This is a genomic window from Streptomyces sp. NPDC019531, assembly GCF_044903305.1.
Lineage (GTDB): Bacteria > Actinomycetota > Actinomycetes > Streptomycetales > Streptomycetaceae > Streptomyces.
In genome coordinates this window covers 22,263-42,694 of the sequence record NZ_JBJDQL010000020.1, presented here as the reverse complement: position 1 = coordinate 42,694, position 20,432 = coordinate 22,263, and the positions used below count along the sequence as shown (strand labels likewise).

Sequence of the window (20,432 nt, the reverse complement as noted above, 5' to 3'; positions counted from 1 at the left end):
GGGACAGTCGTCTTCCCCCGATGGTCCGTCTCGCTCGACCCCGTGCCGTGGAAGATCATGTCCCCGCGCAGGCCGTGCGCGCCGCCAGTCTCCGGTCAGCCCCGGGCCTCCTCGTAGGCGCCGCCGCCGTGTGCCATGCTGTGCCCGGTTTCAAAGGGGAGGGTGAGATGACGGAGAAGTCGCTGACGCACAAGCAGGCGCTCGCCGCGGTGATCCAGGCGTTGGGAGGTACCTGGGACACGAAACGCGCCGTACTGGCTCTTCGCCTCGCCGGGTATGAGCCGACGAGCGATGAAGCAGCGGGCAAGGAAGCCCGCCACAACCTCCGCGAGCTCGCCGAGGACGGCCTGCTCGTGAGGCCGGACCCGGACCAGGCCGTGTATCGGCTGACGTAGCCGTTGCCTCCAGATCCTGCTGTCCGCCGAACGCGGACGGCACGCTCCTTACCAGTGCGGGGACCCGTTCCCAACGAGCCTCTGAGCACGGCCCCGTCAGGAGCTGATGGGCTCCTGGAAGCCCTTTGCGGTGATGTGGGCGACGGCGGCCGGATGGCTGGTCAACCACTCCCCGCAGACCCGCCACCGGGGGCTGGTGCCGTCGCTGAACTCAGGGCGCACCTCAGCGACGAGTATGTGGTCGCAGTCGCCGCGCGAAGCCATAGAGCAGATGACGTCGCCGTGTTGCTCAAGGGCAGGCACGTATGGGTGGATCGACAGAATTGGAGAGCGCATCTCCCGCGCCGCATGATGCATGGGTGGAGAGTAGCGACCCGACCGACGCATCGCTGCACCACCGGCAAGTCGCATAGAACCTCGACGGAATCGCCCCCGAGGAGGACCAGGAGGTTGGCGCGAAGCCGCCCGGCTACTGGAGAAACTCGCTGGCGCCCAGCTCAAGTTGGTGGCAGCGAGTCGGCTCATCTGCGACATCAATCTGCTTGCCCCGATACACGCAAAGTGTCCGAAAATGATTGACTTTCGGATCTTCTTCGCTCATAAATAGGGAGGCTGACGGTCGGCACCTCCGGCGTCCCGCAGCAGCACCCCTCGTCGCTGTTCTGCGGCTTCACGAGGCAACCCGGGCATGGGTTGCCGGCCGCACGCACCGAGGAGGTAGCTCGATGACCGAGCAACCGTCAGGCGACGAGAAGAAGGTTGTCGCTATCCGCGTTTCGCCCACGTTCAAGAAGCAGCTGGATTCGGTGGTCGAGCTCACGAGCAAGACGCTGAACGAAGCGGGCGTGGAGGCGCTGGAGGACTGGGTGGCCAAGACCCTCTCAGATCCAACCATCCGCGAGAAGGCTATGCAGAACATCCAGGCGGAGGAGCAGGCACTGCAGGAGCGACGACGAGCCCTCCAGGACATGCTTGGGGAGGGCGAAGCTGCGGCGGTGAGCGAGAAGCAGCCGGCTCCGGCTGAACGTCCGGCTGGCCGGCGGGGCAAGACTTCAGGCGAGTAACGGCTTTACCCGCGCATGCTGTGGCGTCGCAGAGACGCGTAAGGCAGGAGCCCTAAAATTGGGGGCTCCTGCCGATCTTTTTCTGATTGCCTCAAAATTTATGGCAAAAATTGTGCATTGCCCCATACTGCGTACCCGACGGCTTTCCCGTCCACGTCTCGGATCGTGGTGGTCAGCTCGACGGTTTGGGCACCCGCTACAGGAATCGAGACCTCTTTTTCCTCTCCCGTTGAAATGGTATGGGTCTCGCTAGAATTGTTCGTGGAAGCCTTGAACTCCACCGACGCTCCGAATGGGCTGCTGACATGCAGTGTTGCATGAAAGGTATTTGCACCCGACTGGATGGCGTATCGGGACACTTGAGGCCGTTTGCGAGTGCTTTCGGTAATGGGAACAAGGACACTCTTGGAACAAGGTGTACTCGTGGTGCCGTTTGAGAGTTGGAAATCAAGCACTTCAGGCTCGTCTCCTTCTGGCTTAATACCGGCCAGGCATGGCTGGCCATCAAGCACAGGTTTCCCCGTAGAGGCTTGGTTACCTGACGCGGGCATCTCCGGGCCCTTGCCTGAAACCGATGATTCTCCGTTCCCCACCGACCATGAAATGATCACGATGGTTAGCGCCAAGAGAGCTCCGGCGATGAACACAGCAACAGTCTTCCGGATACCGGCTATATCGCGGGTCTGTCGCCAGATGTGAATCCGGGAGTCCGATGCTTGCTCACGACCCGATTCACCTTCATCTGCCGGTTCCCTGCGATTAGGTAGCTCATGCAGCGTGTTCGAGGCTGTCCTCGAGTTGGATTGCGGTGGCTGCTCAGGGGTTGTGCACAGCACATCTCGATCTCCTGAATCTAGGAGCAGCGCGTCAGCTGTTTCAGCTAGAGACCGACTGCCCCTCGCAGTAGCAAAACCAGCTGGCGGGACTGAACTTGCGACAGCAGACTCGAGGTGGTCCGTCACGAAGACCTTGAGCTCTTTACGATGAGCCACAATATACGTTTCGAGCTCCGACTCGAAGGCTTTGATAAGGTCCTTTTCGATTCCCCTTACGCAGCTGCGGCTTCGTTCGAACCATACCCCTGCGCGGACCTGTCTTCCTCTTCTTGAACCCTCATTGCCTTTATTCTTGAGCTCCTGTGAAATTTTCTCGTAGCTTTTAGAACCACACCATTTTTCATACTTCTCTTTAAAGGATTCTTCATCGGTTAGCCCAAGGATCTCTCCCGCCGCCGCGACCTGGAAAATTGACTCTTCACGCTGCTTGACAAACGGACTCTCTGCCGTTCTGCGGAGTGAGCGCCTCCTTGCATCATCAGCGACTCGGCTCAGGAGTTCTTCCAGCACAACGCGGCGACTTCCATATGACAGACGACCGTCTACACCCAACAGCGCAAGGAATAGTCGCTCGAGGCCCGAACTTTGTTCCAATGCCTGCGGCGACTTCACCCCCACTTCTGCCAAGCGCGTCAAACTATGAAACGCGCTCTGCTCGGGTGACGTCTCGTCCGTCATGTTGCTACCCACCAAGCCCTTCCCTGTCGAGGGACAGCGTAACCGGAGTCGCCGGTTACCAGAGAAAGCATCTCGAGAAGCATGCATCGTATCGATGTGCATCAGGCCACCCCAACGACCGCATGACTTCGCTATTAAAATAGATATGATTTATGCTATAAATTAGATGGGGTCGGTCTTCATCCTCAAGGAGGTCGACATGTCAAGTGCATCCATCGCAAAGCGTGCGCTTTACGACTTCACAGATTTCACAGCCACAACCCCAACGGAAGACCTGCACCTCGACGACCCGCCATGCCTGGCGGACTACGTGTGCGACTGGGTCCGATCGGGGCGGGGTGTTCGCGCTTGTCGAGGAGATTTCACGACGTTCATGATTGCACTTCCGGCGATCATCGACGAGTGGCTCAAACATGAGAGCTCTCTGAATTACGTCAAGGAAAACCATGAATCTGATGAGTGCGAAATCGTTGAGCGCCGTGTAAGCAGTATTTTCGGCAGACTGAACAGCTACGGGCACCACGTTCTCGACCCAGACTTCTTCGCCATGTGTACGTTCACTGAGTTGCATGGCAGGAAAGCCGGAGAACCTCAACTCCACTGACACATTTCCGCCTGGCCGACCCCACCCAGCCCGCTCCACCGTGGAGCGGGCTTTTCCATGTCTCGAAGCTTGGCCCAAAAGCAGCCCAGAGCTGACCCGGACAGCTGTGACCTGCTATTTCGCAGGCTCCGAGGGCCAACTACGGGTCGCTCTTGGGTCATACCACCCATGCCATCGCGCTACCTGGTCTCGTAGTGGTGTGCCCAGCGAGAACCGCTTCCTTGCGGCGCTCAGGGCTGCCGCCTGAGATATCTGGCACCTTCCGCACGCACGTAATTGTGCGGCGCTCACAGAATCAGAGAGGAGCCCACCCATGCCTCGAAACAGGTATACCCCGCGCATTCGCAAGGCCGAGCGTGCACAGATCGCTCGACAGGAGGAGGAGGCAATCGGTATCAAAAGGGGGCTTGCCCGCGAGATCGCGGAATCCACCCAAGCGCCGGCCCTGAACGTGGAAAAGACTCGCCGCTCCCTGCGCCTCGCACGGAAGCGAAAGCACAAGGCAGCCCGGGTCTCTGCTGACGCGAAGTAATAGGTCATCGGGTAGGTGGGGGCGCAGAGCCCCCACCTCGCATTCGGTCTCACCAACTCAGCCAGAAATTCTCCACACACGAAGGAGGCGCCCTTGCGTATCAGCAGGAACATCAAAGCCCAGACCGCCGCTAGCCGTATCCCCACCGCTGTGTCTCGCGGTACCCGCCGAAGTCGCGGTGTTGCGTGTGCACTCGCGATCGTGGCCACGATGACCGCATGCGGCGTTGGCTCCACGCCTCACGGCGAGCTCGCCCAGGACAAGCGGACCCTGAAGTCGTGTTCCCCTTCTGCTCCGCCTGCTGCGGACATCCACCTTGACCTGTCCGGCAGCAGCAACTCGAAGTCCATCGCCGAGGAACGCCTGGCGACGGTCGAGGAGATCGTGCGTACGACGGCCATCTGCTCGGGTCGCTTGCGAGTTGTGGTCTTCAGTTCTTCGAGTGCTGCGGCCACCACACTCTTCGACGAGCCTCTCGTCCTGCGCGGCGCAACAGACAACGCCCGGCTCAAGCGGGTCCCTACGGTAGTCGACGACGTCATGACCAAGATTCGGGCTGCATACGAGCCTGCGGTCGCCGGCCTCAAGGGCAAGGGCAGTGACATCTCCTCCCAGTATCGGCTGGCCGGTGAGTGGGCCAACCAGGTCGGAGGCGGCTACCAGCTGCGGCTCGTCATCCTCACCGACGGGTTTCAGACCGTCGGCGTCGACCTCTACAAGGCCCCTCTCACCGGGCAGAAGGCTGCTGCACTGGCCGCCCGAACGACGGTGCCGAAGCTCACCGGAGCCTCAGTAACGGTGGCTGGCCTCGGGCGGGTGGCTGGCTCTCCGCCGCCGTCGACGGTCGTCGAGGGCTTGGTCGCCTTCTACGACGCCTTGTGCAAGAAGAGCAGTGCGGCCAACTGCCTGTCCGTCACCGACTACGCCGCAGCGGGCCGGTGAACGGGCAGATGCGCTCCGGCAAGACCAGACCGCTTCTTCCGCGGGCCTTCGTGGACGCAGCGTCCGCGGAAGCTGACGCTGTCGTTCTCCCTCGCCTTGACGAGGTCGGTGGGCACCCTCGCCCTTCCGGGATCGGGGTCACGTACGCCGAGCATGAATTTCACACGCTGGCCGACGAGCAGGAGCTGATCTGGCCGGCGGAAGGTGAGCATGCAGCCCGGTCGTTCCAGGTGCGAGCACGGGGCCTGGATCGCCTGACCGCGGCGACGGAGTTGCTGCTGTCGGTACAGGAGCAGGAGATGCGGCAGGCCCGTACCGACTACCAGCATGCGGCCTGGGTCCTGACCCCATTCGCGCGACGCGAGCCGTGGGCGAAGCTCCGGTACTGGGTGTGCTGGCCGGTTCTTTGGTTCGGCGACACGGCTGGCGTCTGGTCGGCAGCCGTCGTCAACGGGGATGTGCCGTTTATCGCGTTCGGGCAGTCGCTCGCCTCTGGTCTGGCCGCTGCTTGCGCCGGGTTGGTCGGGGCGGAGCTGAAGTACATCCGCATGGCGAAGGCCAGACGTCGCGATCCCGAGTCCCTCTCCGAAGACGAGCAGCGGTATGCGCAGTTGTTCGCCTCAACTGACGAGGGATACGGCATCGTGAAGTTCATCGGCTGCTTCTCGCTCGTGGTGGTGGCACTGCTCGCTGTCGGAATCTTCACCCTGCGCGCAGGGATCGAGGGCAGCGCGTCGGGGCTGACGTTCGGGTTGTTGGCTGCGGCCACGGCGATCGGGTCGGGCTTGCTCGGCTACTCGGCCGCCGACGAGGTTGCCGATCTGCTTGCCGCGATGGAGAAGCGCGCTCACAAGGCTGAGCAGCGTTACCTCAAGCTGGCCAAGTCATCGGCGTTCAGGGGCAAGGCGCAAGCCGAGGAAACAGCGCGCTCGCTCCGGGACGAGTACCACCTACGTGGCCAAGCCGCTGGCAAGCGGGCGGAATCACTCGCGTGGCGAGTACAGCGCCGGAACCCCCAAGCCCTCGGACACGGCTACCCGGTTGGCGATCAAGGCGGGATTATCGGAAGGCGGGTTCGGCGAGGTGGTGGAGCGTGATCCACTCCCGTCTCCTGATCAGTCCCCTGCCGCGAAGCCAGGTGCTCGGCTCACCGTCGCGGCGTCGTACAGGCCGCCGGCCTGAGCTTGGCTACGCGCTCGGCAATCCAGGGCGGCCCGCCCGAGTGCCGACGCTGCTCATCGCGATCTTCGACGACTCGGGCTCCGTCATCAGTCCCGCGGGAACGGATCCCCTCTCAAACCGTTACGCCGAGGCGGCCCGAGCCTTCGCGGCGGTCGCCCGCAAGGGAGCCCGCCACGAACTCGGCGCGGTCCTGCACTTCGACACCCCATGCAGCGGCGACGCTGGCCCGGTGCCCATCACCCGGCGTGGCCTCCTGACGCTGCGATCCGGCTTGCGGCTGCCACCAGATGCGCGTGGGTCCAGTGAGTTGGAGCCGAGCCTGCGGCGTGCGACCGAGATGGCCGAGGCGTATCCGGACTACACGGCCACACTCATCGTCGCCTCCGACTTCCTCCTCATGGACGCCGAGCCAGCGCAGGTGCTCTCGGAGTTGGCGGCGTTCCCCGGCCAGGTCCATGCGGTCGTCCTCGGTGCTCGGCTCCCCGCAGGTGTGCTGGAGGAGCGCATCACCATGACACGCATCAGGAGGGATGACCCGCCCGGCGCCGTGGCACGGGCGCTGTTCTCCAGCATGGTCATCCACCGTCCAGGCAGCCACGTCGAGGCATATCCGAAGTGCCGTTCCGACATCTGCTGATGTCAATTCCGCAACGGGTGTTCGTGCACCACAAACGCCGCACGTACGGCAGCAGCGAACAGAGGTGAGCCGCCGTTGGTTCGGGTGAATATTCGGGCGAACTTTCGCCCGAGCCAACGGTTTCCCTCCGACATCCGGCCCGTCATAACTGATCGCGACCCCCGAGTCAGCCGCATTTTAGGACGGCAACAACACGAGTTGCTATTTCAAGACCGTGCGCACTGAACGCGGGGAATCAGAAAGGAGAACGAATCACTTGACGAACTCGACCAACCAGCAGGTTCAATCCGCAAGTACGGTGAATTTTCGTACCATCCTGGCCGACCCACCATGGGATGTACAGCAGAAAGGTGGGCGAGGTGCGGAGCGTCACTATTCGCTCATGTCCCTCGACCGCATCAAGAGGTTGCCGGTCCAGCACCTCGCGGAGCCAGACGCGCATCTGTGGCTCTGGGTCACCAATGCCACGTTGAGGGACGGCTACGACGTGGCCGAGGCGTGGGGCTTTACAGTCCGTTCACCACTCACGTGGATCAAGTTCAGGCTCGGACTCGGCGCGTATCTGAGGAACACCACCGAGCACCTGCTCTTCGCCACCCGCGGCAAGGCGCCAGTCCAGTTCCGCGCACAGCCAACGTGGATCAACGCTCCTGTCCAGGAGCACTCCGTCAAGCCGGACGAGCAGTACGCCGTGATCGAGCGGGTGTCACCTGGCCCGTATCTGGAGCTCTTCGCCCGCCGCCGGCCACCAAGCAATCGCCACTGGGCGGTATGGGGCAACCAGATCGACTCGGACATCTCGATCCCTGGCTATCCCGTGCCGAGCGACGCCAGGCACAGCCACCGAGTCAAGGAGGCCGAGTGACGGGCGGCGGCCAGAAATCCGACCTGCCCGTGGGCAATCCGATCGCATGGTTCCTGCGCATCTGCTTCATGGTGCTGGGTGCGGCTATCGCGCTCAACCTGGCCGTGGCATTTCTGCGCCCTGTCCTGCCCTGGATTCTCTGCGGTGTGGCGGTGGTGGCAGGGGTATGGATCGCGGTCGTCGTCGTGCGGTGGAGACGGTCCAGATGGTGAGAGAAAGAACAGCGGCGCCCGACAGAGGTCAAGCGTTGTGTTATTCACAATCTGGCTTGACGAACCGTCAAAGAGGGTTCATAAGTTGTGCCGGTAAACCAGCGCTGCTTTCCGGCAGCACCCGGCACGTGTAACTAGGAAAGGAGGTTGCCTTTATGGCACCAAAGAAACGAACCAGAAACAGAAATGCTCGTCGAGAAGAGCGCCGACTGACTGTGCGTGGTATCCGACGGGATCCACCCGACATACGGAAGTTGGGGAAAGCGCTGCTGTACCTGGCTATGGCCGAGGCCGAGCGCCAAGCCCAGGCAGAACAGAGCACCCGCGATGGTCAGCCAGAGGCCGCTTCCGGCGATGAGGAGCAGACGAGGAGGTGAGCACCATGCGTTCCCGCAGCGACTTCATGTTCTCACGGCTCCACCTGCGGCGCCCACTTGATGCAGCAGCCGTCAACGGGTTCTTGACCCGGCTGGCCTCGGACCGCGACGCACCGCGTGTGGTACTCGAGGTCCGTGCCGATACGGACGGCGTGCGCCATCTGCTCGGCTGTCGGGCGACCGACGTCCAGTCGCTCCGCCGGATGCTCGCCGACCTAATCCCCGGCAGCTTCCTCACCTCGCCGGGCATCGGCCAAAGGCAGCCGCGCCCCGAGATGGACGTGTCCGCTCGGTTGCGAGTCCACCCCGCAGCGCTTCCTCTCCGCACCGACTCGGCGGAAGCCACCACCAGGGCGCTGCTCTCCAGCCTGGCGACCCGGCTCCATGCCGGGGAGGCGATGGCCATGCAGGTCGTGCTCGGGCCGCGCCGTTCTCCCCGCACAGTGCCCGCCAACATCCCGGAACCCGGTTCGACGTTGGTGCAGGCCCTCGCCTACGGTGACCGCCCCGCGACTGCTGACACCCGGTCCCGGCTCAAGGAGCGCTACAGCCACGCAGGCTTCGCCGCCACTATCCGACTCGGCGCGGCCAGTTCGGACCCTGGCCGGCGCCGCCGGTTCATCATGAGCCTGCTCGGCGCAATCGCTACGGCCCAGAGCCCGGAGGTGCGAGTCGACCTCACTCGCGAGAACGTCGCGCACCTGGACGGGCCACGACTGCCGTGGCGTTGGCCGCTACACCTGAGCACGCCCGAGCTCGTCGGGCTGCTCGGCTGGCCGATCGGGGAGGGCGAGCTTCCCGGCCTGCCCCCGGCTCACCCCAAACCGCTGCGCGCGGCCAGCAACGTCCATACCGGACCACGCGTCTTCTGCGAGAGCGCGGCGCCCGGGGACGACCGGCGGCTCGGTATCTCGGCGAAGGACCAGACGTTCCATGCAGTTGCCTACGGCCCCAGCGGCTCCGGCAAGACGAATGCCCTGCTCCACCTGATCCTCGCGGATATCGAGGCCGGACATCCCGTTGCGGTACTCGACCCGAAACGCCAGCTCATCGACGACGTCCTCGCCCGACTCCCTACGCATCGCATGGGGGATGTCGTCGAATTGAACGCCAGCGACGAGACCCCGGTCGGCTTCAACCCGTTGGACGTTACGGGCCGCGACCCCGATGTCGTGGTCGACGGCATTATGGCCGTGTTCGAGGCCGTCTTCCATGACGGCTGGGGCCCTCGCTCGTCGGACATCTTCTCGGCCTGTCTGCGCACCTTGGCGCGCGCCAGCACTCAGGGGCAGCCGGCCACCCTGGTGGATCTTCCCCGCCTGCTCACCGATCCCCGCTTCCGACGCCGGATGGTTGGGCGCGTTCAGGGCGACACAGCGCTGGCCGGGTTCTGGGCTTGGTACGAGGCCCAATCGCCGCAGGCCCAAGCTGCCGCGATCGCCCCGCCGCTGAACAAGCTGCGTCAGTTCCTGCTGCGTCCCGCTCTGATTCGCATGCTGGACCAACGAAGCTTGAAGTTCCGGCTGCGCAACCTGTTCCGTGAGAACAAGATCGTTCTCGTCCCTTTGAACGAAGGGCTCATCGGACCAGGCACGGCGTCGCTGCTGGGCAGCCTCGTCATCGCTGACCTCTGGCAGGCCACCCAGGAGCGCGCCAACGAGCCGGGCGCCGACAAGCGTCCTGGCACGGTCTATGTCGACGAGGCACCCAGATTCCTGAACCTCCCCGTCTCCTTGGCCGATGCCCTAGCGGTCTCGCGGTCGCTCTCGGTCGGCTGGTTCTTGGCGGCGCAGTTCCGGGGGCAGTTCCCGCCCTCGCTGCGCTCTGCGGTCGACATGAACGCCCGCTCGAAGATCGTCTTCGCCACGGAGTACGAGGATGCCCGCGATACCGCGAAGCTCACCCGCGACCTCACGCCGGATGACTTCATGGCGCTGCCTCGATTCCATGCTTACTCGAACATGGTGGCGGACGGGATTCCCTCCGGCTGGGCTCTCGTGAAGACGCTCCCACCTCCACCGGCGATCAGTGATCCGGAAGCCGTAAGAGCCATCGCTCGAGCGAACTACGCGCCCGAGCCTGTAGCGGTCACACCTGACTCGGAAGGCGGAGCGGACGGCGACGATGCGACGGCCACATCGAAGGAACCCGTTGCCACTCCTGCCGCGACCGGACGAATCGGCCGGAAGAGGAGGCAGCGATGAAGATGCCGATACCCCTCGCAGTCCTCGTGTTCGCCCGTGTCTTCGCCCGACTCCTCGCGTCGCTGACTTTCCGGTGTTCTCCCAGTTCAACCGGCCTACCCTTCCCCTTCCGGGATGGGACTGACCCCCTACTCGGGGGTCACGGGGCGGGCCGCAGCACGTACCACGTCGCCCGGCATGAAGCAGGAGATGCATCGTGAGTCCCGTCGATGTCGCCAGCCTGTTGCTCCGGCTCTCCGAGCGGGATGTGGCCGTGCTGGAGTCCCTGCGGGCGCACCGGCTTCTCACCACCGCCCTGATCCGTCGCCTCCACTTCGCTCACGGCCACGCCACGGTCACCGCAGCCGCTGGCGCCGCCATGCGCGTGCTGGCAAGGCTCGAGTCGCACGGGCTGGTGGCTCGGCTGGAGCGGCGTATCGGGGGTGTACGCAGCGGCTCGTCCGGCATCGTCTGGCAGCTCGGTGCGACTGGCGAGCGGCTGCTGCGGACCATGCGCGGCGAGACGAAGCGGCGGCGTTACGTGGAGCCGTCTCCGGCATTCACCGCGCACACCCTGGCAGTGGCCGAACATGCCGTCACGCTCCGGGAGTTCGCCGACGAGGGTTCGATCGAGCTCGTCAGCGTCGAGACCGAGCCGTCATGCTGGCGCTCGTTCGTCTCACCGCACGGCACACGCGAGTGGCTCAAGCCCGACCTGTATGCCGTCACGGCCAGCGGCGACTTCGAGGACCACTGGTTCTTCGAGATCGACCGGGCCACCGAGCATCCAACAGCCGTGGTCCGCAAAGCCAAGGCGTACCAGCGCTACGCGGCCACGGGGGCCCACCAGGCCCGCCACGGCCTATATCCCGCCGTGGTCTGGGTCGTGCCCGACAGCGCCCGCCGTACGGCCCTGGAGGCCGCCCTGGAGGCGGACAAGGCCGTACAGCCGGAGCTGTTCCAGGTGATTACGACGGACGGGTTCCGCGCGCTCATCACAGAGCAGGAGCCGACGAATGTCGAAGAAGAAGCGGCGCAAATTTACCCGGCGAACAAGAAAGCCGCCGGCTACCGCGAATCATCGCTGTTCCTGCCTGGAAGCTCGCCAGTGCCGTCGTAGCGAGTGCCGATCTGTGAGCTGCTAAAATTCCAGAAAACGACCCCTTTGCCTTGTTGCGGAATAGTCCACAAGCGCTGTTTTTGGGCAGCGGTGGAGGTAAAATAGACAAAGCAAAAATAAATGGAGGGTAAAAGGAATGGAAGACGGTACGAATAATGGCTTCGGGGGGTATGTGAAGCAGCTGCGCCAAGAACGCCAACTGAGCATTCGGGAGCTGGCTGCACGGATTGGCCTCGATAGCGGGGCGTTGACCCGCATCGAGCACGGAAAGGTCGCAACTCCGCGGCCCGGAACGCTCAGGGGGTTAGCGACTGCGCTTGATGTGCCACCGGCTGACATGTTCGCGAGGGCTGGTTATGTGACACCGGAAGAGCTGCCAGACCTCGCCACCTATCTGCGCCTCCGATACGGCAATTTCCTCTCTGAGGATATGTGCATCTTGGCCGAGAGGTATCTTCAGCAAATGCTGGAGAAGATGACGCAGGCTGGGGAGGTGGCTCCTCGGGTGAACGGGAGCCGAGGTGTCAAAGCAACAGTGAATGAATAGGAAGGAGGACTTTTTGAAGATTGAGTATTTTTACATCCAGGGCTCGACACATCGACGCGTGATCCAGAAAGGGGGTGTCCGATGAGTGGTGCTGTCGTGGCTGGTAGTGGCGAGACTGTGAAGGTGGCCGTCGCCTACCTGCGGGTCTCGACCAAGGAGCAGGCTCAGAAAGGCGGGCAGGTTGAAGGCTTCTCCATCCCTGCCCAGCGGGAAGCGTTGAGACGAAAGGCGGAGGTGCTCGGTGCGCTTATCGTGGCAGAGTTCGTCGATGCCGGGGAGTCGGCCAAGTCTGCTGACCGACCTGACCTCAAAAGGATGCTCGGCTATCTGACCGAAAACAGAATCGACTACGTCCTGGTGCACAAAGTGGACCGGCTCGCAAGAAACCGTGTCGATGACGTCGAGATCACCATGGCGATCAAGAAGGCCGGGGCGACCCTGGTATCAGCCACTGAGAATATCGACGAAACTCCGTCCGGGATGCTGCTGCATGGAATCATGTCTTCCATCGCTGAATTCTACTCGCTCAATTTGGCCAGTGAAGTTCACAAGGGTATGTCCCAGAAGGCTAAATCTGGTGGCACTCCAGGTAAGGCTCCGCTTGGCTACTGTAATGTCGGAATTCGTACCTCTGGAGGCTACGAAGAACGCACCGTCGAAGTCGACCCAGAGCGCGCCGAGCTGATCACCTGGGCGTTCGCTGCCTACGCGACAGGAGTGTGGACTCTACGCTCTCTGGCTGACGAATTGGAGACGAGGGGGCTCACCACCAGAAAGACGCCAAAGATGGCCTCTCGCCCAATCAGGCCGAACGTCTTGCATTCCATTCTTACCAATCCCTACTATAAGGGAGAGGTCACCTACCGCGGTGTCGCCTATCCAGGCAACCATCAGCGCCTCACCGACCCTGTCACTTGGCAGAAAGTGCAAGACGTCCTTGCCGCCAACCTGGTCGGCGAACGGCAGCGGGACCACCCGCACTACCTCAAGTCCAGCGTCTTCTGTGGTAGCTGCCGCAATCGATTGATCATCACCATCGCCAAGAACCGTCACGGCGTGGTGTACCCCTACTTCGTGTGTCTGGGGCGACATCAGAAGATCACCAGATGTACTCGCAAGGCCCTCCTTGTCACAAAGGTCGAGAAGCTGGTCCAGGACCACTGGGCGACCGTCCGGCTTGCTTCTGGCCTACGCGACGCGGTTGAGGAGGCGCTGCGTGCTGAGCTGGTCACCTATCGCAACGAAGCCCAAGAGGAGCACAAACACCTGTCTGCGGAGAAGACCAAGCTCACCGAGCAGCGACGGAAGTTGGTCGAGGCGATTTACAGCGGGGCGGTGCCGTTGGATCTCATCGCCGGCGAGCAGGACCGCATCACTAGTCAGCTTGCTGCCATTGAACAGCGGCTGAGCGCAGCGGCAGCTGAGTTCGACAAGATCGAGGCCAACCTCACCCGCGCACTCAACCTCGCCCGCGACTGCCACGCCGCGTACCTGGCTGCCGACCATCTCGTGCGCAGGCTGCTCAATCAAGCGTTCTTCACCCACCTCATGCTCGATGAGGACGGTGTCCGTAGTGAGTACGCCGAGCCGTTCGACACCCTGCTCGACAGCGATGTCCTGGAAGCGGGGCGGACAGTCCTGGCCGATCGTGCAACGGGGCAGGCCAGGGTGCGCGAGATCCTGGGGCGTCCGGCCTCATCCACCGACGAGAAGACCCCCAGCGCGCTTGCTGGGGGTCTCTCTGTTCACCGTTCCACCCCCGTTCGGGGTGTCGAAGGTTTGAATATGACTACTTTGGTGCCCCCGGCAGGATTCGAACCTGCGACACCCGCTTTAGGAGAGCGGTGCTCTATCCCCTGAGCTACGAAGGCGGGGGCTTGTAGAAACCTTGGAGAAAACCCAGCGAGTGGATCTTCGGCCCAGGTGTACAAGCCCGCTGGTCAGTGGAGGTGTGCTGGTGCTCGCGACGGTTTCCCGGGCGGACATCTGGCGCGACCTGACCGCTGACGTGAACAGCGTAGCGGATCGGGGCGGAGCGGAGGTGCGGAGTAGGGAGGTGGGACGCTGTGAAGGGCTTGACCAGCGTTTTTCTGTGCAGGGCTGGCCAGTGCTTCGTCTACGTCTGCGCGGGGCGGAGGCTCGGGATGTCCGTTCCGTCGCGGACGTGGAGCGATGTCGTGTCGGATGTCGGTCTGATCGCCGCCGGCCTTTCGCAGCGGAGCGCGTCGGGTCAGATCACCTGACGCCTGGCTGATACCGAAGCGCGGATCGCTGCGGGGCCGGGTCAGAGTTGATGGTGGAGTGCGTCCTCCAGGCGGGTCAGGGTGCCGATGTCCGGCAGGACGTCGCCGTTGAGGACTCGGGCGACGGTGGAATGCGCGACGCAGGCCACGTCGGCCAGTCCGCGACGCGAGAGCTTGCGGGAGCGCATGGTGCGGTTCAGGTCGCTGGCGAGGAGCAGCCCACAGTGGGCACTCAGTTGAGCGTCATCGGTCAGGGTGACCTCCGGCCAGTCTCCGTCCGCTACGCAGTACAAGCAGTACAAAGGGTGCTTGTCGTTGTTACTGCGTGGCATGGCCTGATCGTGCCACGCGTCAGGGCGGCCGATCGGGGCCTTTGCGGCGGCAGGGGTTCGCTCCCGGCAGAGGGGTGCGCGCTGGGCGCCGTGATCCCGACGGCATGCGGCTGGTGGGAGCTTTGCGGGTCGCGGACCGAGTGCTGAGGGGTCAGGTGCCCCGGGTGTTCGGCCGGCTGGATCTGGTGTGTCACCAGTAGCCGTGCGCAACAGGCGAGTTATGCACGGTTACGCGTTGCCGAAGGACGCATTTCCTCCTCTCTGCCGACCCGTCAAGCCCCTGATCCGGCACGCGTCCTGGAGGCCGTCGCGCCGCGCCGCTGCTGCGCCGCACGGTGCCGAAAGGCGTGACGGTATGACTGCGGGGAGACACCGGTGAGCCGGCCGAAGTGGTACCGAAGGTTGGTGGCGCTGCCGAAGCCGGTGCGTTGCGCGACGCTCTCGACCGCGTCGTCAGTTGTCTCCAGCAACTCCTGGGCGAGCCGGACCCGTTCCTGCAGGATCCACTGCAGAGGTGTTGTTCCGAGCGCCTCGTGGAACCGGCGCGCGAAGGTGCGCTCGCTCAGCCCCGCCTCCCGGGCGAGCTGCGGCACCGTCAGCTGCTCGTGCAGACGCCGGCGGGCCCATTCCAAAACGGGCGCGAGGGCGCCGTTCGTCTTGCGCACCCGGACCGGCGGGCGCGCGTACTGCGCCTGTCCGCCCTCGCGGTGCGGCGGTACGACCATACGCCGAGCCACCTCGTTGGCGACCGCGGAGCCGAAGTCCTGGCGAACCAGGTGGAGGCAGAGATCGATGGCGGATCCCGTTCCGGCCGAGGTGATGATCGTGCCGTCCTCGATGTAGAGGGAGGTCGGGTCGAACTCGACGTCGGGGAAGCGGTGGCTGAAGTCCATCGCGTTCATCCAGTGCGCCGTGGCCCGCCGCCCGTCGAGCAGTCCCGCAGCGGCCAGTACATAGGCGCCGGAGCAGATGGAGACAATGCGTCGGCCCAGCTCATGAGCGCCGCGTACGGCTCGCAGCAGGTCGGCGGGGGGATCTGTCTGCACGGCCCGGGAACATGCGGCCACGATCACGGTGTCGGCCTCGGCGAGCTGGTCCAGCCCGTGTGAGGTGGGCACGATGAGTCCGGCCGCCGTACGCAGCGGGCCGGGCTGCGCCGCACACAGCCGCATCTCGTACCAGGGATCGACCAGGTCGCTTCGGTCGATGCCGAACACCTCGCACGGAACGGCGAGTTCGAGCGTCGGGGCACCGTCGGTGACGGCGACGGCCACAACATGTCGCTGCATGGCAGAAATTTAGCGCACCCTGTCTTTTCTGCCACTTGTGCGTGCTGATCACGCTCGCGAACCTTCTCTTCATGAGCTCCGAGACCAGCGAAACCAAGACGAGCCGACCGTCAGGCGGGCTCACCGCGGTCCAGGGCACGGCCATGTACGTGGGCGCGGTCCTGGGCACCGGAGTCATCGCCCTCCCCGCCCTCGCCGCCGAAGCCGCCGGGCCCGCCTCCCTGTTCGCGTGGCTCGCGCTCGTGCTGCTGTCGGCTCCGCTGGCGGCGACCTTCGCGGCGCTGGGCGCACGGTATCCGGACGCGGGAGGGGTCTCTCACTACGCACGCCTGGCGTTCGGTGACCGAACGGCGGCCGTCGTCGGCTGGTGCTTCTACCTCGCGGTCCCGCCGGGGGCGAGCGCGGCGGCTCTCTTCGGTGGCGCGTACGTATCCGCAGCCCTTGGGGGCGGGAGAACCACCACAACGGTGACGGCGGTCGGGCTGATGCTCGTCGTCACCGCGTCCAACGCGGTGGGTGTACGGATGACCGGGCGGTTCCAGTTCGCCCTGGCCGGACTGCTCGTGGTCCTGCTGGTGGTGGCGGTGGCCCTCTCACTGCCGCACGCGAGCACCGGCAACCTGCGGCCTTTCGCACCGCACGGCTGGACGGCGATCGCGCCGGCGGCGGCTCTGCTGGTCTGGAGCTTCGCCGGCTGGGAAGCGATCACCCATCTGGCGGGGGAGTTCCGCTCCCCGAGCCGTGACCTGCCGCGTGCGACGGCGGCCGCGGTCGTGATCGTCGGCGTGCTGTATCTGGCGGTCGCCTTCGCCGTCATCGCGGTGCTGGGGCCCGGTGCCGCGCACGCCGAAGCGCCGCTCGGCGAGCTCATGGCGCAGGGGCTGGGAGGCCATGCCCGGCTGCTCGCTGCGGTGGCGGCGCTGCTGCTCACCCTCGGAGCGATGAACGCCTACTTCGCGGGGGCCGCCAAGCTCGGCGCCGCCCTTGGCCGGGACGGGGCGCTGCCGGCCTGGCTCACCCGCGGCAGTACGGCCGGCGAAGTGCCGCGCCGCAGCCTCAGCGTCGTCTCGTCGCTCGCCCTGCTGTCGCTCGGCACCGTGACTCTGACCGGCCTGGGAGCCCGTCCGCTGGTGCTCCTGACCACGGGGTCGTTCGTCACGGTGTACGCAGTCGGCGTGTCCGCCGCGCTGCGGCTGCTGCCGAAGCGGGGCACGGCCCGCGCCGCGGCGCTCATCGCGCTTGTGGCGGTGGTGATCATGCTGCTTATGTCGGGCCGGTACCTCTTGTGGTCCCTCGCGGTCACCGGCGCCGCACTGCTCTACCTCAGGCTCGGCGGCCGGCGTGCCGACCGGGCGACATCCGTCGGGGCGGCACCGGACAGCCCGGCTGCGGCCGTGGTCGCCGCCCCACCCGTTGAGGCGTCCTCGGACGCCGTGGAGAGAAGCCCGTGACCGACAGACCTTTGGGAGCACCGTTCGGAGTTGCTGCGCTGGCTCAACTCCTGGGGATGTCGCATTCGATACCCCCGCGCCGGGGAGACGGACCTGTTCGACGCCGGAATCCGTGAGCATGCCTCCGTCGGGATCCACTGCCTCGCCCGCGCTCCAACTCGCCAACAATCTCAGCGCCTCCGCCGAGGCGGAGCCGGGCTTGGCGTGATACGTCACGATCGACCCGTCGACTCTGGCGGTACCCACATGGCCAGGTCGCGCAGGGAGTCGGCCTCCCGGGATCGGGCCACGGACGGGATCCGTGTCGCTGCCCCGGGGTTGAGTACGCCGGGGACCTGGGGGTACCTCCCACGCCCTCAAGGCAGTGGGGGAGCGCCCAAGACCGTTCGGGGCGCGCGGCCGAGCAGACTCGCTTCTGCCCAGCCGACAGGAACGGTTCGTCGTGCCGCATCGCGGCACACCCGCTGGGGCCTTGTTGGCAACAGGATGTGTGATGTGACGCACACGCCACCGCGCCTTCTCCCGGTGCTCGACAGCCTTTGCCGCGGAGGGGCGGGTGGCTGCTCGGCCGGGCGCCGTTGACCGCGACTCCCCGGCGCAGCCCCTGCCGCGGCCGACTCATCGGTCGGCGGAGGGGAGCTGTATCTCGCGGCGGCGAGGGACCGCAGTGCCGCGACAGCCCAAGCACCACGCAGTGGACCCCACTACGCAGGGAGCCGCACATGTATCCCCAGACCAGACCTCCCCAACAGGACCTGCTCGCAGCCGTCATCCTGTACCTGAGCCGTCTCGACCACGGATGCCTGTATTCCGACGACGAGCTGACCCGGGCGATGAACGACTGCTACGCGTCGTTCGGAAGCCCGGAGGCACTCAGCCTCGGCTACGTGCGGTCGCTGAACTCCGAGGCCCATGCCCCCCGCGAACGGCGGGCATGGGCCTCGCGCGTCGCCTCGGATCTCGCTCGGCGCCATCCTGCCCGCTCCATGCCCATCGCCTCGGGGATGACGTTGTCAGCGGTCCTTGAGGAGTCGGGTGCGCCCCGCAGAGCGCGTGCGGCACGTTGCCGCGCCCTCCTCGCCGGCGCGCCGGTCGTCGCCCTGTACCTGCTGATCAGCGCCTTAGCCAACGCGGCCAGGGACTTCATGGCCCTGCCGGTGGCAGGGCCGCTGAACGTGGGCCTCGGCCTCGGTCTGCTGCAACTGGTCGCCGTCGCGGTCTGGGTCCTGTGGTACGGCCGGTATTCCGAGACCTTGCTCGACCCTCTCTTCGAAAGCCTGGGAACGTCCGTCGAGGAGCTGGGGCACCGCTCATGACATCGGATCATGTCACCGCCGATCTCCCGGTCTTCGCCGTCTTCCTCGTCTGCACGCTGTTCCTGGTGGTGTGGGCTGTCCCGCGCCGGGGGACCGTCGCGGAGTTCTACGTCAGCGACGGACGCCTGACACCGGGTCACAACGGTCTCGCCCTCTTCGGAGACGTCATGTCCGCGGCCGCTCTGCTGGGCAGTCCCGGTCTGATCGCCCTCACCGGCTTCGACGGCACGCTCACCGTTCTGGGGCCCGCCGTCTCCTGGGTCGTCGTCCTCCTGCTGGTCGCGGAGCCGTACCACGGCAAGGGGCAGTTCACCATCGGTGACCGTTTGGCCCGTCGTCTGCACTCGCGTGCGGTGCATCTGTCGGCGGGCGTCGCCACGCTCCTGGTCTGCCTGATGTACCTGGTGGCCCAACTCGTCGGAGCGAGCGCGCTCACGGTGGGAATCCTGGGCACGTCCGGACGGGGCATGGAGCAGGGCGTCGCCGCCGTACTCGGCACTCTCATGATTCTCTACATCGTCCTGGGAGGCATGGGAGCGGCCACCGTGGTTCAGACTCTCAAAGCGGTCCTGCTGCTGGGTGGCGGCATAGCCCTGGCGCTGGTGGTGCTGGCCAGGTTCGACTGGAACCCGGGCGCGCTGTTGAGTGCCGCGGCAGGTCACAGCGGCCACGGCGAAGCCTTTCTGCAGCCGGGTCTGCGTTTCGGCGACGGCGGAACGACGAGGCTGGACTCGGTCAGCGAGCAACTGGCCCTGCTGATCGGAGCGGTAGGACTGCCCCATCTGCTGATGCGGATCAACGCCGTACCCTCCCGGCGCGACGCGCGGCGATCGGTCCAGTACGCGGCCCTGCTGACCTGTGCGTTCTACGTGGCCGCCGGTGTGCTCGGCTTCGGGGCCGCGGCACTGGTCGGCACGGACGCCATCGTGGCGGACAACCCCTCCGGGAACACGGCCGTGTTCCTCCTCGCGGCGGAACTCGGCGGTTCGCTTTTGCTCAGCCTGGTCGCCTGCGTGGCGTTCGCCACGGTGCTGGCCGTCGTGGCGGGTGTCACTCTCTCCGCCGCGACCTCGCTGGCCCACGACATCTACGGGGCGGTCATCACCCGTGGCACCGTGTCCGGACGGCGCGAGCTGTTCGTCACGCGGGTGGCGGCCGTGGTGGTCGGTACGACCGCCACGGTGCTGGCCATGTACGTGCGGAGCCTCAACGTCTCCTTCCTCATCGGTCTGGCCTTCGCCATGGCCGCCTCCGCGATCGCGCCCGCCCTGCTGTACAGCATGTTCTGGCGGGGCTTCACCACCCGTGGTGCGATGTGGAGCATGTACGGGGGGCTGGTGACCTCCGTGTCGCTGGTGTGTCTGTCGCCCGAGGTCTCCGGAAGTCCCACCGCCCTGCTGCCCGGCCTGGACTTCGCGGTGTTCCCGCTCCACAACCCGGCCATCGTCTCGGTTCCGGTCGGATTCCTTCTCGGCTGGCTCGGATCAGCGCCCTTCCGCGCGGTCGACCGGGGCGGCCCTCTCCGAGGACCGCGTCACGGCGGGCGTTTCACCGCACGGCTGACGCCATGACAGAGAGCCGGTCTCGTCCACGGGCCCACCCGGTCGACGAGACCGGCTCGCGGTGC

At 65.2% G+C, this 20,432-nt stretch carries 19 protein-coding genes, 1 tRNA gene and 1 pseudogene; 15 read left to right on the top strand and 6 right to left on the bottom strand.

Annotated elements, in window-relative coordinates; genetic code table 11:
* Positions 1-167: 167 nt before the first annotated feature.
* Complete coding sequence (locus tag ACI2L1_RS23040; protein WP_404741219.1) at positions 168-395, top strand: hypothetical protein; 228 nt, start codon at positions 168-170, stop codon at positions 393-395.
* 96 nt (positions 396-491) lie between these two features.
* Here ACI2L1_RS23040 and ACI2L1_RS23035 read toward each other — a convergent pair whose 3' ends face one another.
* Positions 492-659, bottom strand: coding sequence for a hypothetical protein (locus tag ACI2L1_RS23035; RefSeq protein ID WP_404741218.1), 168 nt, complete (start codon positions 657-659; stop codon positions 492-494).
* Positions 660-1,120: 461 nt separating this feature from the next.
* On the opposite strand from ACI2L1_RS23035, the gene ACI2L1_RS23030 reads away from it, so the two are divergent.
* The gene (locus ACI2L1_RS23030; RefSeq protein ID WP_404741217.1) at positions 1,121-1,459 is read left to right on the top strand and encodes a hypothetical protein; all 339 of its coding nucleotides are present in this window, start codon (positions 1,121-1,123) and stop codon (positions 1,457-1,459) included.
* A 98-nt stretch (positions 1,460-1,557) separates the two neighbouring features.
* Here the strand turns inward: ACI2L1_RS23030 and ACI2L1_RS23025 are convergent, their stop codons facing one another.
* On the bottom strand, positions 1,558-2,973 hold the full coding sequence (locus tag ACI2L1_RS23025) for a hypothetical protein (RefSeq protein ID WP_404741216.1): 1,416 nt from the start codon (positions 2,971-2,973) through the stop codon (positions 1,558-1,560).
* Positions 2,974-3,139: 166 nt separating this feature from the next.
* On the opposite strand from ACI2L1_RS23025, the gene ACI2L1_RS23020 reads away from it, so the two are divergent.
* The 10 genes and pseudogenes from ACI2L1_RS23020 to ACI2L1_RS22975 form a co-directional block, all read left to right on the top strand.
* Positions 3,140-3,577: a hypothetical protein gene (locus ACI2L1_RS23020; protein ID WP_404741215.1), complete on the top strand. Its 438-nt coding sequence runs from the start codon at positions 3,140-3,142 to the stop codon at positions 3,575-3,577.
* 733 nt (positions 3,578-4,310) lie between these two features.
* Entirely contained in the window at positions 4,311-5,051 is a 741-nt protein-coding gene (locus ACI2L1_RS23015) for a hypothetical protein (RefSeq protein WP_404741214.1), read from the top strand.
* A complete protein-coding gene (locus tag ACI2L1_RS23010; protein WP_404741213.1) occupies positions 5,048-6,148 on the top strand; it encodes a hypothetical protein in 1,101 nt (366 codons plus the stop codon). Before ACI2L1_RS23015 ends, ACI2L1_RS23010 begins: the two co-directional genes overlap by 4 nt.
* A gap of 125 nt (positions 6,149-6,273) precedes the next feature.
* Positions 6,274-6,870, top strand: coding sequence for a hypothetical protein (locus tag ACI2L1_RS23005; RefSeq protein ID WP_404741212.1), 597 nt, complete (start codon positions 6,274-6,276; stop codon positions 6,868-6,870).
* A 298-nt stretch (positions 6,871-7,168) separates the two neighbouring features.
* Positions 7,169-7,735: an MT-A70 family methyltransferase gene (locus ACI2L1_RS23000; protein WP_404741308.1), complete on the top strand. Its 567-nt coding sequence runs from the start codon at positions 7,169-7,171 to the stop codon at positions 7,733-7,735.
* Positions 7,732-7,947, top strand: coding sequence for a hypothetical protein (locus tag ACI2L1_RS22995; RefSeq protein WP_404741211.1), 216 nt, complete (start codon positions 7,732-7,734; stop codon positions 7,945-7,947). The genes ACI2L1_RS23000 and ACI2L1_RS22995 overlap by 4 nt, the downstream gene beginning before the upstream one ends.
* 382 nt (positions 7,948-8,329) lie before the next feature.
* Entirely contained in the window at positions 8,330-10,528 is a 2,199-nt protein-coding gene (locus ACI2L1_RS22990; protein ID WP_404741307.1) for a type IV secretory system conjugative DNA transfer family protein, read from the top strand.
* Positions 10,529-10,724: 196 nt separating this feature from the next.
* Entirely contained in the window at positions 10,725-11,627 is a 903-nt protein-coding gene (locus tag ACI2L1_RS22985) for a replication-relaxation family protein (protein WP_404741210.1), read from the top strand.
* A gap of 136 nt (positions 11,628-11,763) precedes the next feature.
* Positions 11,764-12,174, top strand: a complete 411-nt coding sequence (locus ACI2L1_RS22980; RefSeq protein ID WP_404741209.1) for a helix-turn-helix domain-containing protein — start codon at positions 11,764-11,766, stop codon at positions 12,172-12,174.
* A gap of 81 nt (positions 12,175-12,255) precedes the next feature.
* Positions 12,256-13,323: pseudogene (locus ACI2L1_RS22975) on the top strand (recombinase family protein); the annotation flags it as partial.
* Between the two features lie 39 nt (positions 13,324-13,362).
* Here the strand turns inward: ACI2L1_RS22975 and ACI2L1_RS22970 are convergent.
* The 4 genes from ACI2L1_RS22970 to ACI2L1_RS22955 form a co-directional block, all read right to left on the bottom strand.
* Positions 13,363-13,719 (bottom strand): hypothetical protein, encoded by a 357-nt coding sequence (locus tag ACI2L1_RS22970; protein WP_404741208.1) that lies wholly within the window; start codon positions 13,717-13,719, stop codon positions 13,363-13,365.
* Positions 13,720-13,969: 250 nt separating this feature from the next.
* A tRNA-Arg gene (locus tag ACI2L1_RS22965) sits at positions 13,970-14,045 on the bottom strand.
* 413 nt (positions 14,046-14,458) lie between these two features.
* A complete protein-coding gene (locus tag ACI2L1_RS22960; protein ID WP_404741207.1) occupies positions 14,459-14,749 on the bottom strand; it encodes a multiprotein-bridging factor 1 family protein in 291 nt (96 codons plus the stop codon).
* Positions 14,750-15,021: 272 nt separating this feature from the next.
* Positions 15,022-16,038: a GlxA family transcriptional regulator gene (locus tag ACI2L1_RS22955; RefSeq protein ID WP_404741206.1), complete on the bottom strand. Its 1,017-nt coding sequence runs from the start codon at positions 16,036-16,038 to the stop codon at positions 15,022-15,024.
* 71 nt (positions 16,039-16,109) lie between these two features.
* Here ACI2L1_RS22955 and ACI2L1_RS22950 point away from each other — a divergent pair, with 71 nt between their 5' ends.
* The 3 genes from ACI2L1_RS22950 to ACI2L1_RS22940 all read left to right on the top strand — a co-directional run bounded on the left by ACI2L1_RS22950 (position 16,110) and on the right by ACI2L1_RS22940 (position 20,376).
* A complete protein-coding gene (locus ACI2L1_RS22950) occupies positions 16,110-17,489 on the top strand; it encodes an APC family permease (RefSeq protein WP_404741205.1) in 1,380 nt (459 codons plus the stop codon).
* 722 nt (positions 17,490-18,211) lie between these two features.
* Entirely contained in the window at positions 18,212-18,805 is a 594-nt protein-coding gene (locus ACI2L1_RS22945; protein WP_404741204.1) for a DUF485 domain-containing protein, read from the top strand.
* Positions 18,802-20,376, top strand: coding sequence for a cation acetate symporter (locus ACI2L1_RS22940; RefSeq protein WP_404741203.1), 1,575 nt, complete (start codon positions 18,802-18,804; stop codon positions 20,374-20,376). The genes ACI2L1_RS22945 and ACI2L1_RS22940 overlap by 4 nt, the downstream gene beginning before the upstream one ends.
* Positions 20,377-20,432: the final 56 nt, after the last annotated feature.

What these genes read in the sequence shown, in the direction of transcription:
- ACI2L1_RS23040 (WP_404741219.1), top strand. Translation starts at nt 168, where the DNA reads ATGACGGAGAAGTCGCTGACGCACAAGCAGGCGCTCGCCGCGGTGATC.
- ACI2L1_RS23035 (WP_404741218.1), bottom strand. Translation starts at nt 659, where the DNA reads ATGGCTTCGCGCGGCGACTGCGACCACATACTCGTCGCTGAGGTGCGC.
- ACI2L1_RS23030 (WP_404741217.1), top strand. Translation starts at nt 1,121, where the DNA reads ATGACCGAGCAACCGTCAGGCGACGAGAAGAAGGTTGTCGCTATCCGC.
- ACI2L1_RS23025 (WP_404741216.1), bottom strand. Translation starts at nt 2,973, where the DNA reads ATGACGGACGAGACGTCACCCGAGCAGAGCGCGTTTCATAGTTTGACG.
- ACI2L1_RS23020 (WP_404741215.1), top strand. Translation starts at nt 3,140, where the DNA reads ATGGGGTCGGTCTTCATCCTCAAGGAGGTCGACATGTCAAGTGCATCC.
- ACI2L1_RS22990 (WP_404741307.1), top strand. Translation starts at nt 8,330, where the DNA reads ATGCGTTCCCGCAGCGACTTCATGTTCTCACGGCTCCACCTGCGGCGC.
- ACI2L1_RS22980 (WP_404741209.1), top strand. Translation starts at nt 11,764, where the DNA reads ATGGAAGACGGTACGAATAATGGCTTCGGGGGGTATGTGAAGCAGCTG.
- ACI2L1_RS22960 (WP_404741207.1), bottom strand. Translation starts at nt 14,749, where the DNA reads ATGCCACGCAGTAACAACGACAAGCACCCTTTGTACTGCTTGTACTGC.
- ACI2L1_RS22955 (WP_404741206.1), bottom strand. Translation starts at nt 16,038, where the DNA reads ATGCAGCGACATGTTGTGGCCGTCGCCGTCACCGACGGTGCCCCGACG.
- ACI2L1_RS22950 (WP_404741205.1), top strand. Translation starts at nt 16,110, where the DNA reads ATGAGCTCCGAGACCAGCGAAACCAAGACGAGCCGACCGTCAGGCGGG.
- ACI2L1_RS22945 (WP_404741204.1), top strand. Translation starts at nt 18,212, where the DNA reads ATGTATCCCCAGACCAGACCTCCCCAACAGGACCTGCTCGCAGCCGTC.
- ACI2L1_RS22940 (WP_404741203.1), top strand. Translation starts at nt 18,802, where the DNA reads ATGACATCGGATCATGTCACCGCCGATCTCCCGGTCTTCGCCGTCTTC.